This window comes from Thermocladium modestius, from assembly GCF_055398215.1.
In genome coordinates this window covers 1,698,805-1,714,233 of record NZ_AP043731.1, presented here as the reverse complement: position 1 = coordinate 1,714,233, position 15,429 = coordinate 1,698,805, and the positions used below count along the sequence as shown (strand labels likewise).

At 56.8% G+C, this 15,429-nt stretch carries 15 protein-coding genes; 8 read left to right on the top strand and 7 right to left on the bottom strand.

Features of this window, described 5'->3' with window-relative positions:
- Nucleotides 1-10 precede the first annotated feature (10 nt).
- The gene (locus tag ACZ5ZS_RS08890; RefSeq protein ID WP_188595703.1) at nucleotides 11-544 is read right to left on the bottom strand and encodes a nicotinamide-nucleotide adenylyltransferase; all 534 of its coding nucleotides are present in this window, start codon (nucleotides 542-544) and stop codon (nucleotides 11-13) included.
- A 125-nt stretch (nucleotides 545-669) separates the two neighbouring features.
- Here ACZ5ZS_RS08890 and ACZ5ZS_RS08885 point away from each other — a divergent pair, with 125 nt between their 5' ends.
- From ACZ5ZS_RS08885 to ACZ5ZS_RS08875, 3 genes are read left to right on the top strand one after another with little or no spacing between them, the layout of a single operon-like run.
- Nucleotides 670-969 (top strand): V-type ATP synthase subunit F, encoded by a 300-nt coding sequence (locus tag ACZ5ZS_RS08885; protein WP_188595702.1) that lies wholly within the window; start codon nucleotides 670-672, stop codon nucleotides 967-969.
- Nucleotide 970: 1 nt separating this feature from the next.
- Nucleotides 971-1,567 carry a V-type ATP synthase subunit E gene (locus ACZ5ZS_RS08880; RefSeq protein ID WP_188595701.1) on the top strand — a complete coding sequence of 199 codons (597 nt, stop codon included), beginning with the start codon at nucleotides 971-973 and terminating at the stop codon, nucleotides 1,565-1,567.
- Entirely contained in the window at nucleotides 1,564-3,369 is a 1,806-nt protein-coding gene (locus ACZ5ZS_RS08875; protein ID WP_188595700.1) for a V-type ATP synthase subunit A, read from the top strand. The genes ACZ5ZS_RS08880 and ACZ5ZS_RS08875 overlap by 4 nt, the downstream gene beginning before the upstream one ends.
- On the opposite strand, the gene ACZ5ZS_RS08870 is transcribed toward ACZ5ZS_RS08875, so the two are convergent.
- Complete coding sequence (locus ACZ5ZS_RS08870) at nucleotides 3,340-3,891, bottom strand: DUF4443 domain-containing protein (RefSeq protein WP_188595699.1); 552 nt, start codon at nucleotides 3,889-3,891, stop codon at nucleotides 3,340-3,342. The genes ACZ5ZS_RS08875 and ACZ5ZS_RS08870 overlap by 30 nt on opposite strands.
- A gap of 97 nt (nucleotides 3,892-3,988) precedes the next feature.
- Between ACZ5ZS_RS08870 and cysS the strand changes: the two genes are divergently transcribed.
- The 3 genes from cysS (at nucleotide 3,989) to ACZ5ZS_RS08855 (ending at nucleotide 8,385) form a co-directional block, all read left to right on the top strand.
- Nucleotides 3,989-5,446 carry a cysteine--tRNA ligase gene (gene cysS, locus ACZ5ZS_RS08865; RefSeq protein WP_188596000.1) on the top strand — a complete coding sequence of 486 codons (1,458 nt, stop codon included), beginning with the start codon at nucleotides 3,989-3,991 and terminating at the stop codon, nucleotides 5,444-5,446.
- A gap of 73 nt (nucleotides 5,447-5,519) precedes the next feature.
- Entirely contained in the window at nucleotides 5,520-6,686 is a 1,167-nt protein-coding gene (locus ACZ5ZS_RS08860) for a geranylgeranyl reductase family protein (protein WP_188595698.1), read from the top strand.
- Between the two features lie 31 nt (nucleotides 6,687-6,717).
- Nucleotides 6,718-8,385: an MFS transporter gene (locus ACZ5ZS_RS08855; protein ID WP_188595697.1), complete on the top strand. Its 1,668-nt coding sequence runs from the start codon at nucleotides 6,718-6,720 to the stop codon at nucleotides 8,383-8,385.
- Here ACZ5ZS_RS08855 and ACZ5ZS_RS08850 read toward each other — a convergent pair.
- From ACZ5ZS_RS08850 to ACZ5ZS_RS08840, 3 genes are read right to left on the bottom strand one after another with little or no spacing between them, the layout of a single operon-like run.
- Nucleotides 8,336-9,052, bottom strand: a complete 717-nt coding sequence (locus tag ACZ5ZS_RS08850) for an HAD family hydrolase (protein ID WP_188595696.1) — start codon at nucleotides 9,050-9,052, stop codon at nucleotides 8,336-8,338. The genes ACZ5ZS_RS08855 and ACZ5ZS_RS08850 overlap by 50 nt on opposite strands.
- Before the next feature lie 59 nt (nucleotides 9,053-9,111).
- Complete coding sequence (rpiA, locus tag ACZ5ZS_RS08845) at nucleotides 9,112-9,798, bottom strand: ribose-5-phosphate isomerase RpiA (RefSeq protein WP_188595695.1); 687 nt, start codon at nucleotides 9,796-9,798, stop codon at nucleotides 9,112-9,114.
- Entirely contained in the window at nucleotides 9,788-11,170 is a 1,383-nt protein-coding gene (locus ACZ5ZS_RS08840; RefSeq protein WP_188595694.1) for a nucleotide sugar dehydrogenase, read from the bottom strand. Before ACZ5ZS_RS08840 ends, rpiA begins: the two co-directional genes overlap by 11 nt.
- Before the next feature lie 388 nt (nucleotides 11,171-11,558).
- On the opposite strand from ACZ5ZS_RS08840, the gene rpl12p reads away from it, so the two are divergent.
- Nucleotides 11,559-11,885: a 50S ribosomal protein P1 gene (gene rpl12p / locus ACZ5ZS_RS08835; protein WP_188595693.1), complete on the top strand. Its 327-nt coding sequence runs from the start codon at nucleotides 11,559-11,561 to the stop codon at nucleotides 11,883-11,885.
- Nucleotides 11,886-11,948: 63 nt separating this feature from the next.
- Here the strand turns inward: rpl12p and ACZ5ZS_RS08830 are convergent, their stop codons facing one another.
- Complete coding sequence (locus ACZ5ZS_RS08830; protein ID WP_188595692.1) at nucleotides 11,949-13,202, bottom strand: alkaline phosphatase family protein; 1,254 nt, start codon at nucleotides 13,200-13,202, stop codon at nucleotides 11,949-11,951.
- Between ACZ5ZS_RS08830 and ACZ5ZS_RS08825 the strand changes: the two genes are divergently transcribed.
- Nucleotides 13,201-13,341, top strand: a complete 141-nt coding sequence (locus ACZ5ZS_RS08825; protein WP_188595691.1) for a hypothetical protein — start codon at nucleotides 13,201-13,203, stop codon at nucleotides 13,339-13,341. The two genes, ACZ5ZS_RS08830 and ACZ5ZS_RS08825, sit on opposite strands and share 2 nt — an antisense overlap.
- A gap of 73 nt (nucleotides 13,342-13,414) precedes the next feature.
- On the opposite strand, the gene ACZ5ZS_RS08820 is transcribed toward ACZ5ZS_RS08825, so the two are convergent.
- Nucleotides 13,415-15,394 carry a 3-hydroxyacyl-CoA dehydrogenase/enoyl-CoA hydratase family protein gene (locus tag ACZ5ZS_RS08820; RefSeq protein WP_229657617.1) on the bottom strand — a complete coding sequence of 660 codons (1,980 nt, stop codon included), beginning with the start codon at nucleotides 15,392-15,394 and terminating at the stop codon, nucleotides 13,415-13,417.
- Nucleotides 15,395-15,429: the final 35 nt, after the last annotated feature.

The following is a 15,429-nucleotide window of genomic DNA, read 5'->3' as shown; positions in this document are numbered from 1 at the left end:
AAGCGTGGCGCTACCACTTGAGGGGGTCGGCCTCCCCGGCTGATATCACTCTAAGCCGCTCCACTGATTTCAGCTCGTCAAGTATCTTAGCCACGGAGGGCGGCACCAATTCCCTCCACGTCTCATCCCCATCCATCATCTTCTTCCTGACCAGGGTCGACACGTATATATCCCTCGAGAAGAGCGGTTGCTGCACCACCCTGTAGCCCGCGTTCCTGAGCAGCATGGCCACGAACTGGTTGCCCGTGTACGCCACGTCGAATGGCGGAACGTATGATTCCAAGTACTTCACCCAGGAATGATTGTTCTCGAAATTGTTGAGGGGAATGATTATCACGCGTCCAAGATCAACTCCAGCCTCCTTGAGGGCGGCCCTAAGCATTAACACCCGCTCCCCCGCGGTGAATGGATCCTTCTCCGAGTAATTAAATTGAGCGGACCCTACCACTATCACGAGTTCATCTACCTCGCCCAATATGTGCTGGATGGCCTTCACATGACCCCAATGAGGGGGTTGGAACCGTCCTATGAATAATCCCCGCATTGATTCGGCGTAACGGCGGTGGAAATAAGCTTTGAGGAGCATTTTTCCCCTTTACGCCCATCTGGAAAGCATTGATCACTCCATGGGCAAATGCTTAAAATATACGAGCAATTCATTGAAATCCGATGAGGGTGGTAACGATTGGGGATGATAGGACGGTCACCGCGCTCAAGCTGCTGGGCATAGAGGGCTACGCCGTCAAGTCGCCGGGAGACGCCGTCAAGCTAATCAATTCGTTCCTGGAGGACCCCGACGTGGCGGGGATCTTCATCTCATCATCCATAATGGACGGCATAAGGGATTACGTCGATAAAGTGAAGGAGAGGCGGAGGACCCCCATGTTGATGGAGTTTCCATCCCTGGAGGGAGCCGAGTATAAGCCAATTGATTACTTAAAAACCCTCAGGTCTGCATTGGGGATGTAATATGAGCGATAGAGTCATTAATTTAATAGAGGACGTGTTCAAGAGGCTTCGGGACGAGGTGGATACCTGGTCATCAGACCTAAACCTGAAGCTGGAGGCCGAGCTGGGCGGGTTCGTGGATTCCCTGCTGTCAAAGTACAGGGACGAGGCGCGCGAGGTGGATAGGGCGGCCCAGTTGAAGCTGGAGCAGGAAATGTACGAGGCAACGCTGAAGCTTAAGGCGGAGCGATTGAAGGTCCTGGACGGCATATACTGCGAAGTGACCGCCGCCGTGAGGGGGGAGGTAATGAAGAGGAGAAACACGCCTCAATACGCGAAGCTATTGGGTTCCCTCCTCGAGGAGGCCGTTGGAGTGATTCAATCAAATGAGATTAAGGTGATGTGCTCCCCCTTGGACTTCGAGGCCATTAAGGCGCTGGGATCCGAGAGGGGGCTGAGACTGACCCTGGAGGCGGGGCCCGAGGATATGGTGGGATTCAAGGCAAGCAGCATGGATGATTCCATAACCTATGACGCCACGCTGGACTCGATAATTTCATTGATGAGTGAAAACATTAAAAACATCATAGAGAAGGCGGCAGAGGAGGATATGAAGTGAGCCAGAACGGCAAGGTATTAATCATAAATGGACCGGTGGTAAAGGCGGAGCTGCCTGGAGCTAAGCTTTATGAATTGGTGTTCGTGGGCAGCATGGGATTATTCGGGGAGGTGGTTAGGATACAGGGAGACGTGGCGTTCATACAAGTCTACGAGGACACCACCAACCTAAGCCCCGGGGAGCCCGTGACTAGGACCGGGGAAATGCTCAGCGCATGGCTTGGCCCCGGCATAATAGGCCAGGTATATGACGGGGTTCAGAGACCGCTTAAGTTGATTTACGACGCGACGGGGCGGCCCTTCATAGCTAGGGGGATCAATTACGACAAGGCAAGCCCGCTTGACTTCAGCAAGAAGTGGAGGTTCCAGCCACGGGTTAAGGCCGGCGACGAGGTGGATCCAGGGCAAGTGATAGGCGTGGTTCAAGAGACCCCCTTGATCGAGCATAGAATAACGTATCCCCCGCTCCCAGGCAATAGGCGGGGCACGGTGAAGAGCATATCGCCGGAGGGGGACTACTCAATAGATGAAGTCGTGGCGGAGATCGATGTCGGCGGAGGCAATACCGTGGCGGTGAAGATGTGGCACAAGTGGCCGGTGAGAGTGCCGCGGCCCTTCAGGGAGAAGCTGCCGCCCAGCGATCCATTGATAACGGGGGTCAGGGTTATAGATACCATATTCCCCATAGCCAAGGGAGGCGCAGCCGCTATCCCGGGGCCGTTCGGAAGCGGGAAGACGGTCACAATCAGGACGTTGATGATGTACGCCGAGACCCAGTTCGGCATACCGGTCCTCTGTGGGGAGAGGGGGAATGAGGCGGCCGATGCGTTGCAGGGCCTCCTCAAGTTGAAGGACCCCAACACGGGACGGCCGCTCCTGGAGCGGACCACCATAATAGTGAACACCTCCAACATGCCCGTCGCCGCGAGGGAGGCATCCATTTACATGGGCGCAACGATAGCCGAGTACTTCAGGGATCAAGGGTATGACACGTTGATGATGGCGGACTCCACGTCCCGCTGGGCCGAGGCAATGAGGGAGGTCGCGCTCAGAATTGGAGAGATGCCGTCCGAGGAGGGCTTCCCGGCCTACCTACCCACCAGGCTGGCCGAGTTCTACGAGAGGTCGGGGAGGGTGAAGCTCATGGGGGGCGGGGAGGGGTCCCTCACCATAGCCGCATCCGTCAGCCCGCCGGGCGGCGACTTCACGGAGCCTGTCACATCCCACACGCTTAGGTTCATAGGGGCCTTCTGGCCGCTGGATGCTAGCCTGGCCTACGCTAGGCACTACCCCGCGATAAACTGGTTGAGGGGGTTCAGCAGATACGTGGATACGATAGCTGAGTGGTACAGGAGCAAGGTGGCTGAGGACTGGGTTCAGATAAGGAGCGAGGCCATGTCGGTGCTCACGCGTGAGGCGGAGCTGCAGGAGATAGTTAGGATACTGGGGGTCGAGGCGCTCAGCGAGGGAGAGAAGCACATGCTTAACTCGGCTTACATGATAAAGGAGGGATTCCTGAAGCAGGACTCCTATAACCCAGTCGATGTCCACTCGCTGCCCCCCAAGCAGTACTGGCTTCTGAGGCTGCTGGTTGATTTCTATAGGAAGGGATTGGACGCCATAAAGTCCGGAGTCCCCGCCAATGCGTTGAGGGAGATGGATATCGCAAAGAAGCTGCCGAGGCTGAGGATGGAGGTGAAGAACGAGGATTACAAGCTGCTGGAGAAGTACGACGAGGAGCTAATCAATGGGATAGAGGAGTTGAAAAAGCAATCAAGCAGGGGCGCCCAACTCAACGCTTAGGATGGCCATTATATTGATGAATTCATTATCGCCGCAGACCCCTATCAATGAATCCCCGCACTCCGATGCCTCCTTTAGATTCCTGCTCAGCTCCGCATCCATGTCGCTGACCTTGAATGGAGTCATGGGTATCACCACGTCCCCACACTCATTCCTCATTATCACGGCTGCCTTACATCCATGCCTCACCAACTCATCCCTGAGGCCAACCACGTCCTTGGGCACCATCTTGGCGACGGCTACCATGCAGGCCGCGTGCCTGGCCCTTAGTAATCGCGAGAGGTCAATCTGAATCAATTTCCGTATCCCGACCTCATCCAAGTACCTCCGCAGCTCCATCCTCCCCCTCTGAGTTAAGTAACTGCCCGACCTCTTGGACTCCACCAAACCCTTAGCCCTCAACTCGTTTAATCTATCCCTTATGAAGCCCTCCCCCAAGCCGCTGAGCTTGGCCAGGTAATACCTGCCCGCCCCCTCGTGGAAATCCATCATTATTAATATGGCTGCCTCCACGGCATTCATGCTCCATATAGAATTGCAAAGCTTTTTAAAAAGCGTGTTAATGGAGGCATCGGGGACCTGCTTGTATGGAATAAGCAAGGATAAGTACGCCGGCGCCATGGAGCTGCCGCTATCCATTTTCAACACAGCCACCAAATCAATGGAGAAAGTCACCTTACTGAAGGCAGGGCTGGCGAGGGGGTACGTGTGCGGCTTGACTCCACAATCATCGATGCACGTGGGGCACGCCAGGACAATAGTGTTCTTCGACGTATTCAGGAGGTATCTGGAGTACCTGGGCCTTGACACTAGGCTGGTCACTAACTTCACCGACGTGGACGATAAAATAATAGAGAAGGCCAAGCAGGAGTTCGGGGGCGAGGCGATAGAGAGGTGGTACGATGTTCCGAAGCGGTACATCGAGGAGTACTTCAAGGTGGTGGATGCGCTCTACGTGAGGAGGGCCTATGCTTACCCTAAGGTAACAGATAACATAGGCGATATGATAAAATGGATAGAGATGCTGATAAGGAAGAACGCCGCGTATGTGTCCAACGGTTCCGTTTACTTCGATATAAGCAGGGTTCCCGATTACGGTGATTTCTCGGGCCAGAAGATACAGGACCTAGAGGCGGGGGCCAGGGTGGAGCCGGAGCCGGGCAAGAAGGGGAGTCTCGACTTCGCTCTCTGGAAGGCTTGGAAGGAGGGGGAGCCGTGGTGGTCCAGCCCGTGGTCGCCTGGACGACCTGGGTGGCACCTGGAGTGCGTCACCATGTCGACGAAGTACTTGGGGGCACCGTTTGACTTCCATGGAGGCGGGCAGGACTTGATATTCCCCCACCACGAGAACGAGGTGGCCATAGCTAGGATTGCGTTCGGCGTCAAGTACTTCGCCAAGTACTGGATGCACGTTGGGTACGTCACCATGGGCGGCGAGAAGATGAGCAAGTCCGTCGGCAACGTGATAACGGCAAAGGAAGCGCTCAGCAGGCATGATGGGGAGGCGCTCAGGCTTTACTATATGATGACCCACTACAGAAAGCCCATGGAGTTCACCGTGGAGGGGCTGGACTCCGTTCAAGCCACCTTGAGGGGATTATATGCGAGCTATGATTATGTGGTTCAACTGATAAACGAGGCAAGGGACGAGGGGGGAACCGACGATGAGTTGGTGAAAACTGCAGTTGACTACATGATAAAGATAGAGCAAGCCTTGAATGATGACATGAACACCCCCCAAGCCGTGTCCAATTTGGTGTCATTATCCAACTACGTAAATTCACAGGTGCTGTATAAGGGAGATAAGCTGACCAAGTACGCCTTATCCACTGTCCTCAACGTGCTTGGATACGCTGGCCAGATATTCGGCATATTCAACAGGACGATGCTGCCGCCGAAGCTCGTTGATGCCGTGAATGCCATGATTAAGGTGCGGCAACGGCTCCGCGAGGCGAAGCTATTCGATGCCGCCGACGAGATACGGAGAGAGCTGGAGGACATGGGGGTTGTGATCAACGACGCGGGAAAGCGAACCTACTGGTTCATAGACAGGGAGAAGCTATCCCCCGCATCCTGACCAGCAACAGTGGCTCCAAGCTGGACGTGGACGTCAATATATTTATATACGTGCCTTGAAGCCAGCACGGGAAATGCGGATAGGCGTTGCAGGCGCTGGGCCCAGCTCGCTGTACTTGTTGAGGATCACCAAGAATCACGACATCACTGCATTCGAGGAGGACCCCAAGCTGGGCCTGCCGAGGCACTGCACCGGCTTGGTCAGCATCAACGGGGCGATTGGGCTCGGGATATATAGGAGGGAGATAGTGATTGGGAGGTACTCGAGGGTTAGGATAATCAATGGAGAGGACGGAGCCGCGGTGGAGTTCAGGCTACCCAGGCACTCCATAATTATGCTGGATAGGCCGGGACTGGAGGAGTCCCTCTATGAGGGGGTGGGCGTCGAGTTCGGCCGCAGGGTCAAGGAGGCAACGCGGGGGGGCAGCTTAATTGATGGGGAGGGGGCTCACGGCTTTGATGCCGCCATAATTGGGGAGGGGGCGCGCGGCAGGTTGTCGAGGGCCTTGGGGATGAGGGGGGAGTACCTGTTCGGCATACAGGGGGATGGGAGGGGGAGGGGGAGCGGGGATGCGTTTCCGTCATCAACGGATGAGATAGCTGTGATTTTCGACAGGAGGATAAGCCCCTCGTACTTCTCCTGGCTGGTTCCATTGGGTGAGGGCGAATACAGGGCCGGGGTGGTAGATGAGCCGGGCAGGGTGGCCTCCTCGCTCAATTACTTCATGAAGAGATTCAACATACATTATAGGCGGAAGTTCGGGGGGAACGTCATGGTGTCGTCGAGCGGGTACATAGCGGCTGGGAGGCTGGCCGCCATAGGTGATTCCACGGGCCTTAATAAGGCGTTGACCGGGGGCGGCATACTGACCGGGGTGTTGAGTGCCAGGCTTCTGGGGGAGGCTTTGAACTCCGCTCAGGACCCCGCCTCCGCGCTTCGGGCTTATGCCAAGGCGCTTTACTCAGCCATAGGGGGGACGCTGAAGCTATACTCAACCGTGGCTTCCCTGCTGTACCTCAGGAATGGGATTGAGGCCGTGCTGGAAGTACTGGACTCCGTGGGGGGCTTGTCCATCGAGGTGGACGATTACGATAATCACGCAAAGGCCGTGGCAGCCATCCTGCGCCGCCGCCCCTCCCTAATCCTGACGCTGTTGAGGCTACTGCCGAGGCTTGACTTGGGGCCGCCCACCGATGCCGTGAAGCTTCTGCTCAATGCTGCTTATGCAGTCAATAATTAAGTTTTTAAGCTTGACATTTGGAAGGCGATCCATGACCATAGCCACCCAGGTATCCCCCTCCGGTCGGAGAAGCGTCTTGTTGAACACGTTCCTGGGCTCGTTCGTCGCCGCGATGAATATATCCATGTTGATAATAGCGCTGCCCGCCATATTTGACGGCATACGGGTGTACCCATTATCGCCCCTCGGCTTCACGTCAATGATATGGTTGATAGTGTCATACCCCCTCGCGCTGGCCGTGGCCATACCGATAAGCGGGCGGCTCTCCGACATGTATGGAAGGGGCAAGTTATTCACCATAGGCTTCCTGGTATTCACGCTGAGCTCCCTGCTCCTCGGCTTGGCTCAGGGAAGCGGGGAGGCCGCGGCAGCGGAGCTTATAGTGTTTAGGATAATGCAGGGAGCGGGCGGCAGCTTCATGTTCAGCAATAGCCCGGCGCTCATAATGGACGTGTATCCCCCACGCGATCGTGGCTTTGCCTTGGGCATCATAGGGATATCATTCAGCGCCGGATCAGTGATTGGATTATTGGTGGGAGGCGGGCTAGCCGTGATTAATTGGAGGCTCGTATTCCTGATAAACGCAGTAGTGGGCTCGATTGGAACTTATTGGTCGTATAAGGTAGTGTACAAATTATCGCCGGGCTCCAGCTCCGTTAAGGTGGACTGGGGCGGCGCGGTGCTGCTGGCTGCAGCGCTGGTGTCCGTGCTGACCGCCCTTAACCTGGGCATGCTTCCCTACGGCGACCAACCCCTGGGCTGGGGAAACCCGCTTGTGTGGACCCTATTAGCGGTGGGCGCGGCTCTACTGGCGTTGCTGGTCCAAGTGGAGCGCAGGATCAAAGAGCCAATGCTTCGCCTGGACTTGTTCAAGATAAGGCAATTCACGTTCGGCGTGATGAGCGCGTTCTTCCTATTCCTGGCCCAGGGAGCCAATATATTCGTGTTATCCATTCTACTGCAAGCGCTTTACCTACCAATGCACGGCGTGCCTTACAGCGAGACTCCATTGCTGGCCGGCATATACTTGATACCGAACAGCGTGGCCAATGCCTTGTTCGCGCCCATAGGGGGGAGGTTAGTGAATAGGCTGGGGGCCAGGCTCGTGTCCACGGCCGGCGCCGTAATAGCGGCCACCAGCTTCGAGCTGCTCGCGTTGCTTCCCATCGACTTCAACTACGCCGTGTTCGCGGCAATTCTTTTCATGATGGGGGCCGGGTTCGGTCTCTTCATGTCCCCCAATCAAGTATCGATACTCACCCCAGTCCCTCCCAAGGATCGCTCGGCGGCGTCCGGCATGAGGGCAAGCATGCAGAACGTGGGGTCCCTCACCAGCATAGTGGTCTTCCTATCCCTGATAATAATAGGCACCTACTCAACCCTATCGGCCGCGTTGATGAATGCCCTGGTGAAGGCCGGCCTGCAAGCCGCCACGGCCGGCCAGCTCAGCAGCATACCACCCGCGATAGCCTTATTTGCCGCCTTCCTTGGGTACGACCCCATCAGCACGCTGGCCAGCCTCACCCACACCTCCATCCCTCCGCAGCTCCTCGCAGAACTGACTAAGCCCAGCTTCTTCCCAACCGCAATAGCTCCAGCCACCATAAATGGATTTCACTATGCATACCATGTTGCTGCGCTGATGGCGTTCACCGCCGCGGTTCTCTCGTTGTTGAGGGGCCGGGAGAGGCTGGAGTGAGTTCATCAATCAATTCGAGCAGAGTTTCAATTCTTATGTGCGGCAACGAAATGAAATCCTCGCCCCCAACAAGCACGGCATTCATCCCAGCGGCAACGGCCCCCAACACGTCGCTTGCCCTGTCTCCCACGTACATGCAGTTCTCCACCTCCACGCCGAGGAGCTGCGCCGCCAAGAGGAAAGGGGCAGTGTCAGGCTTCGTCTCCTCAGTGTCGTCTCCCGCCACCACCACCACGTCGAAGTAGTGAAGCAGCCCGCTGCTCTCCATCCTAGACATCTTGAAGCCGGGAATGCCATCGGTGTTAGCCACTATCCCCAGCCGGTGGCTGGGCCTCAGCGATTTTATGACCTGCTCCGCGTCGGGAAACGGCTTGCTGTATCTAATCCACGAGTCCCAATACATCTTGACGAGCCCAAGCACTTCACCGCGTCTCTCCTCTCGTAGTCCAAGCCTATCCAATAGGTCTAGGAACCACGCTCGTCGATCGAAGGATCGCCTAGCTTCCATTCTACCCTCTATATACTCCAACATGGCCAATGCCTCCTCCGCGGAAACCCCGTGAAGCGAGGCCACCGCGGTCGCCACGGCCTCCCTAGCCCTCCTCCTGCCATCCGCTACGTACATCAGCGTATCGTCGAAATCAAACAGGACCGCCTTTACCTGCACCGGGTTGCTTTTCAATGCGGTGGTTAAAATCTATCGGGCGAAAAAGAGGCCGCGCCCCATCACTCCATTATTGAAACTCCAGTCTCGGTGCCTATTATGGCTTTGCTGACCTTGGATCCATTGAATATGCCAACCTCGACGACCCCCGGTATTGACTTCAACTCCCTCTCCGCTCCTACGTCGATCTCCTCGAGTGGGTGAACGTAATCCAGCACGTAATTTCCATTATCCGTCACCACCGGGCCCCTCTTATCGCTCCCAATCCTCAGCCTTGCCTCCCCGCCCAGCCTCCTCTCCACGGCCTCCTTGACCGCCCTCCACGCGAAGGGAAGCACCTCTATGGGAATTGGGCGGCCGCCCGGTATGTTAGCCACCACCTTGCCCTCGTCCGCTATGACTATGAAGGAAGAAGCCCAGTAATCCACTATCTTCTCCCTCGTCAAGGCCCCGCCGCCCCCCTTTATCAGGTTTCGGCGAGCATCTATCGCGTCTGCGCCGTCTATGGCCACGTCTATTCTATCCACTTGCCACAACTGCCTAACGAGGCCTCCAATGCCTAGCCTCACGGCGTTCACCTCCACCTCGCTTGAAGTGGGCACTATGCTCACTTCCATGCCCTCCTCCCTAATCCTCCCCGCCAGCATCTCAAGGAATACCTGGGCGGTGCTCCCGGAGCCGGCGCCCACCACCATGCCATCCCTCACGTATTGCAGCGCGGCTGCCGCGGCCCTTTCCTTACCGTTCATGGATTCCACCCACCGTGGGCCTGCCTATTCCCATGTATATCACGTTCCTGGGGGGGTTCCTCCAATTCCTTATTACGTGCCTGGCGTCCACCACCGCTGCCCTGGCGTTTCTCTTACCTATATCATCCAGGCTAAGCTTGAAGTACTCGCTGTGATCGGTCAATATGGCTATCACGTCGGCCCTCAGGGCCGCGTCGAGGTCCTTGGTCAGCGGTATCCCCAACTCCCTCAACACGTCGTCCTGCTCCACGAAGGGATCATGCACCAGCAACTGCTTGAATCCATTATTCACCAAGTGCTTTATAACGTCATAGGACGGGCTCAGCCTCGTGTCGTCCACGTCGCCCCTGAAGGCCAGGCCCAGCACTGATACGCGCGGATTCGCCTCCCCCACTAAGCCGGCCGCCTCCCTTATTAGGTCGAACACGTACTTGGCCGACATCACGTTTATCTGCCTGCCGAGGGCGGTCAGGTCAAGCTGGGCCCCTATCCTCTTAGCGGCGTACAGCAGGAACTGGGGATACACGGGTATGCACGAGCCGCCAACCCCCGGGCCTGGCTTGTGTAGGTGGGAGTAGGGTTGGCTATTCGCGGCGTCCCTCACCTCGTCGAAATCAATCCCAAGGCTCCTGCACAGCCTGGCCACCTCATTAGCGAGGGCAATGTTTACGTCCCTGTACACGCCCTCCACCAACTTCTCAGTCTCGGCCACGGTGGGGGAGCTCACCTCCAGGACCCCCTTCCTGGCTATGACCCCGTACAAAGCCTTGGCTACCCTCGCGCTTCGGGGCCCCACACCCCCTATCACCTTCGGGTAACGCTCCTCTATGTCTTGTATCGCTCTCCCAACATATATGCGCTCGGGCGAGTACACCAGGCCGAAGTCGTCTTCCGCGGTCAAGCCGCTGGCCCGCTCAAGTGCTGGCTTGGCTATATCCACGGTGGTTCTGGGGGGGACGGATGATTCTATTATAACCAAATCGCCCCGCTTGAGGCCCTTCCCTATGCCTTCCATTGCTGATAGAAATGCCTCGAACCTGGGCTCCCCGTCCCTTATATAGATGGGAACGGTGACTATCTTGACCTGGCTATTGGCCGACGCCTCCTCGCCGTTCATGGTGTATGAGAAGCTCTTGGAGAGCCTCCTCAGCTCGGCCTCGACCGTTGAATCGCTTAGCTTGAACGTGCATGACTTGAACGCGGCCACCTTTCTCTGATCCGCATCGACCCCTATTACCTTGGCTCCAGCCCTAGCCCAGACGGCAGCTATGGCGGTGCCCACGTAGCCCATGCCATATATGGCAACCGTCAACTCGCCGCGCTTTAATGAATTGATCAAGTCCTCATCGCTCATCTCGAGCAGGTTAACCATGATAGCGACGGATCGGTAGAATTAAAAACTTAACCCATCCAAATCGATCCACTCCCCCCCCCCCCTTAAGGGGTTCTCCCGAGGCCTGGGGCTGCGCTCCTTAATGGGCGATGCCCCATCGTGATCCGCAGTAAATGATAATGACTACCTCATCGCGGCCACAACCCCTCCCACGGCCCCCTCACCACGTTCAAGGCACTGTTCAAATCGCTATGAGGCTTATTGCTTGTTTCATTGCGCAGAGGACGAGACCTCTAGGACCGTAATGCTGGAGGAGGTCGATGATTTGCGAGAATAGCTGAAAGGTATTGTCAATTCATTGGGAAAGCCGGGCCCGGGGGCAAAAATTTTTATAAGCACATAGGAGGCAGTTGTTTCGGTGAATTAGGTGGAGTACGTATACGCGACGCTATTGCTTCACTACGCCAAGCAACCCATAAACGAGGAAAACATAGCCAAGGTGCTGCAGGCGGCAGGAGTCTCCGCCGATGAGATAAAGGTGAAGGCCCTAGTCGCTGCAATAAAGGACGTCAACATAGACGAGGCAATAAAGACGGCGGCATTCGCCCCAGCGCCAGCCGCGGCCGCGCCGGCAGCTCAACCCCAGGCAGCAGCGGCAGCCGCCGCCCCCGCTGGTGCCGAGAAGAAGGAGGAGAAGAAGGAGGAGAAGTCCGAGGAGGAGACCATCGGCGGGCTCGCCAGCTTGTTCGGCTAATAATTAATTGCTCTCTCAAAAAATAAAATAAAAATATCGATGGGTATTATTTGATCTAGTTATCTAGTCCTTCCTCAACAGCTTCAGGACGAGCGGCAATAGGAACCAACCGTGCTCCACAATGCCTAGACTGCCCTTCAGGGCATTCACCTCATCAAACCTTGAAAAACCATCTCCCCCGCTTCCCGTTTTAACCATGAATGGAACGGGATCTCCGCTGTGGGACCTGAGCCGCCAGGGAGTGGCGTGATCGCTGGTGACCAGCACGGCCAGGGAGTCGCTGTTTAATCGCTGGACGTAGTACTTATCGATGGCCTCTATCTCCTCCACCTTTCTCTTGAAGTCCCCATCGTGGCCCGGCTCATCAGGCCCCTTCAGGTGAACGTACGCCACGTCCACCCTATCCAGCAGCCTCAGCGTTGCCTCCAGCCTCTCCCCCAGCACTTCCTCCTTCGTGCCGACGTATTTGGAGACGGGCATTGAATCCATTCCCAATGCGATGGCTATGCCCCGCTCCACCGGCATCTCGGTCACCGCGCCGAACCTGAGCCCGAACACCTTCTCCGCCGGCTCTACGTGGGGAATCTCGTGCCCTGCATCCCTGATCAATATAACGTTACCGGGCAGCTTACCCTCCCTCTCCCTCCTCTTGTTCACCTCGTGATCGGCGAGGATCTTTATAGCCTTATCCACGAATTCATTGGCCAACTCAGCGGTGCGGCGGGCCTCCTCGCTGGAGTCGAGGGCCTCCAACGGCGGCAGCTTCTTTCCTGGATTGGGGACGGCTATGGATATCTTTCCCTGCCTCGCGTAGCCGGGATCGTTATTGCTGACGTAACCGCTGAGCCTATCGCTTGATCCTATCACGACGACAGCCCTGTGCCCTATTGTCGGTATTACCCTGGCGTACCCCCTCCCGCCTCCCAGCTTCATGTTGTCCACCGCCCTGGCCAGCTCCGCGGCCTCCTCGCTGGATAAGTTCCGCCCAACCCGCCTATCCACTATGTTCCTTGATGCATCTATTGTGGCGAAGTTAGCCCTAAACGCCACCTCGTAACCCTCCCTTATCTTGTACCCAGCGCCCAGGGCCTCCAGGGGCCCCCTTCCCGTATAGTACTTATTCGGGTCATATCCCAGTATCGACATGACGGCGGAGTCGCTCTCAGGCGCCACCCCGCGCCCCAGTGGGTAGTGAACCCCCATCCTGGATTGCCGCGCCAAGCCATCCAAGCCCGGCTTGTTCGCCGCCATGTAAGGGGTGGGGACATCGTTTGCATTATCTGCAGCGCCGTCCAGAACTAGGAAGAGCAGTTTCATGTATGGAGAGTCAACTCCCTTATTTATAAATGATGCTTGGGGCATTGACTTTCAATCAACTGGCCACGATGATTGCGTCGACATGAAGGAGCCGCAAGCCCCGCCGCGCAGCGTCAAGCATTGCATTCACTTGGCGTGATTGCTGCCCATCAATAAATCGAGTCGGGAGAGGGGGTGCCAGCCGTGAAGGGAGCTCTGCTTGAGGGGGCTAGCTACTCCCCGCTGAAGTTGGGTTTTCTCTTCTCCAGGAATGCCGATACTCCTTCCTGGGAGTCCCTGGTCGAGAAGACCGCGGCGAAGCCCTCCGCCTCCGCCGTTAATCCATTCCGCAAGGAGACGTCCAGGGACTCGTTGACCAGCCTCTTGGCAAGCAGCAATCCAATGGGGGGCCGCTCCGCCAATTTACGCGCCATGGCCTCCGCCTCACTCCACAGCTTGTCCTGGGGAACCGACTTGTTGACCAGGCCAATCTCCGCCGCCTCCCGGCCAGTCACCGCATCCCCCGTAAGTATCAATTCCTTAGCCTTGCCGATGCCCACCAGCCTGGCGAGTCTCTGCGTTCCGCCCGCGCCCGGTATTATGCCTAGGGTGATCTCTGGGAGGCCCAGCAATGCATCATCTGCCGCGATTCTGATGTCGCACGCCAAGGCCAGCTCCAAGCCTCCTCCAAGGGCGTGTCCATGTATTGCTGCTATCACGGGCTTGGGCAGGTTCTCTATCCTATCGTATAGCCGCTGAAGTCTATCGCTGAATGCCAAGGCATCGCTTGACTTGAGGCCGTGGAATACGGATATGTCCGCGCCCGCGCAGAACGACTTGCCGTTTCCCTTAATCACCACCACCCTCACGGAATCGCTGGGCATTCTCTCAACCTGTGACACAGCGTTCTCCAGGTCCTCCATTACTTGGGGAGACAATGCATTCCGCTTCTCCGGCCTATTCAATTCGATCCAAGCAATGGGCGGCTCTACGCGGAGCACCACGGTGCTGAACCTCTTCTCAAGAGGGTATGCATAGAAGCCGATTCCAACTGCCTTCCCAATCCGCCCCTCCCGAACCATGAGTTGAAGAAGCGGGTCGGGCCTTAGGGACGGGTGGCCAACGGACGCTGAGAGGCTGTCCAGCTCCCTAACTATAGCATCTATTCCCAGCTCGTCCGCGTACTCCAGCATGCCCTTCGGCATGTTAAAGCCCAACTTCATGGTCTTATCGATATCCTCCTTGGACGCCACTCCCTCCCTGATAAGCCATGCAGCCTCATTGACGGCGGGCGCCAATAGCCTCACCACGTTCACGCCCCGCCCAGCGTCCCTCTGAATATCAGCTCTAGCGTACTTTCCCGGGGCTGGGTATGAGTAGAATCCCCGGCCTGACTTGAGGCCGAGCTCCTTTGCCTTGACCTTATCCTCTATCAACTTGCACGGGACCCTGCTGACTCCCCTGGCCGCCATTGCCCTGGCTATGAAGTCCATCACGTCTATTCCCACGAAGTCCAGCAGCTCGAATACGCCCATCGGAAAGCCGAGCGAGTATCGAGCCGCGCTGTCTATGGCCTCTATGCTGGCCTCGCCTCGCTCAACCATTAGGCACGCGGAGTCGGATAATCTAAGGAATACCCTATTGGCTATGAATCCTGGGACGTCCTTGTTAACCACGACGGGCTCCTTTCCCATCCTCCTCGCCAGGTCCAGCGCAGCGCCGAGGGTCTCCCGGCTGGTTGCGTTGCCCATTATTATCTCCACTAATTTCATGAGGGGCGGCGGATTGAAGAAGTGCATGCCTATCACGGCGTGGGGCCTCGACGTGAACGCCGCTATTTCGCTTATGGGGAGCGAGGAGGTGTTGGTGGATAGGATTGCATGGGGCGGCGCGTGCTTATCCACTTCAGTGAATATCTGCCGCTTCACGTCTATGTCCTCGAAGGCGGCCTCTATCACGAAGTCCGCCTCCTTGACCGCCTCGGCCAGGTCCACGGTGGCTCGTATCCTCGACAATACTTGGGCTGGGTCCTCCCTCAATTGCCCCTTCTCATGCAGCTTCTGGAGGCTCCACTTTATGTTATCCATGGCCCTGGACAGGATTTGATCATTTATATCCCTCAGGAATACGTTGAAGCCCGCCAGCGCCGCGACCTCGGCTATGCCGTGACCCATTGTGCCCGCGCCCATCACCGCTATTGTTTTCACGTCCATGGGCCATGAACGTCACATCAAATATTTAAGCATTA

Coding starts and splice junctions, on each gene's coding strand:
- ACZ5ZS_RS08890 (WP_188595703.1), bottom strand. CDS start 544: ATGCGGGGATTATTCATAGGACGGTTCCAACCCCCTCATTGGGGTCAT.
- ACZ5ZS_RS08885 (WP_188595702.1), top strand. CDS start 670: ATGAGGGTGGTAACGATTGGGGATGATAGGACGGTCACCGCGCTCAAG.
- ACZ5ZS_RS08880 (WP_188595701.1), top strand. CDS start 971: ATGAGCGATAGAGTCATTAATTTAATAGAGGACGTGTTCAAGAGGCTT.
- ACZ5ZS_RS08870 (WP_188595699.1), bottom strand. CDS start 3,891: ATGAATGCCGTGGAGGCAGCCATATTAATAATGATGGATTTCCACGAG.
- cysS (WP_188596000.1), top strand. CDS start 3,989: ATGGAGCTGCCGCTATCCATTTTCAACACAGCCACCAAATCAATGGAG.
- ACZ5ZS_RS08860 (WP_188595698.1), top strand. CDS start 5,520: ATGCGGATAGGCGTTGCAGGCGCTGGGCCCAGCTCGCTGTACTTGTTG.
- ACZ5ZS_RS08855 (WP_188595697.1), top strand. CDS start 6,718: ATGACCATAGCCACCCAGGTATCCCCCTCCGGTCGGAGAAGCGTCTTG.
- rpiA (WP_188595695.1), bottom strand. CDS start 9,798: ATGAACGGTAAGGAAAGGGCCGCGGCAGCCGCGCTGCAATACGTGAGG.
- ACZ5ZS_RS08840 (WP_188595694.1), bottom strand. CDS start 11,170: ATGGTTAACCTGCTCGAGATGAGCGATGAGGACTTGATCAATTCATTA.
- ACZ5ZS_RS08825 (WP_188595691.1), top strand. CDS start 13,201: ATGTATGGAGAGTCAACTCCCTTATTTATAAATGATGCTTGGGGCATT.
- ACZ5ZS_RS08830 (WP_188595692.1), bottom strand. CDS start 13,202: ATGAAACTGCTCTTCCTAGTTCTGGACGGCGCTGCAGATAATGCAAAC.
- ACZ5ZS_RS08820 (WP_229657617.1), bottom strand. CDS start 15,394: ATGGACGTGAAAACAATAGCGGTGATGGGCGCGGGCACAATGGGTCAC.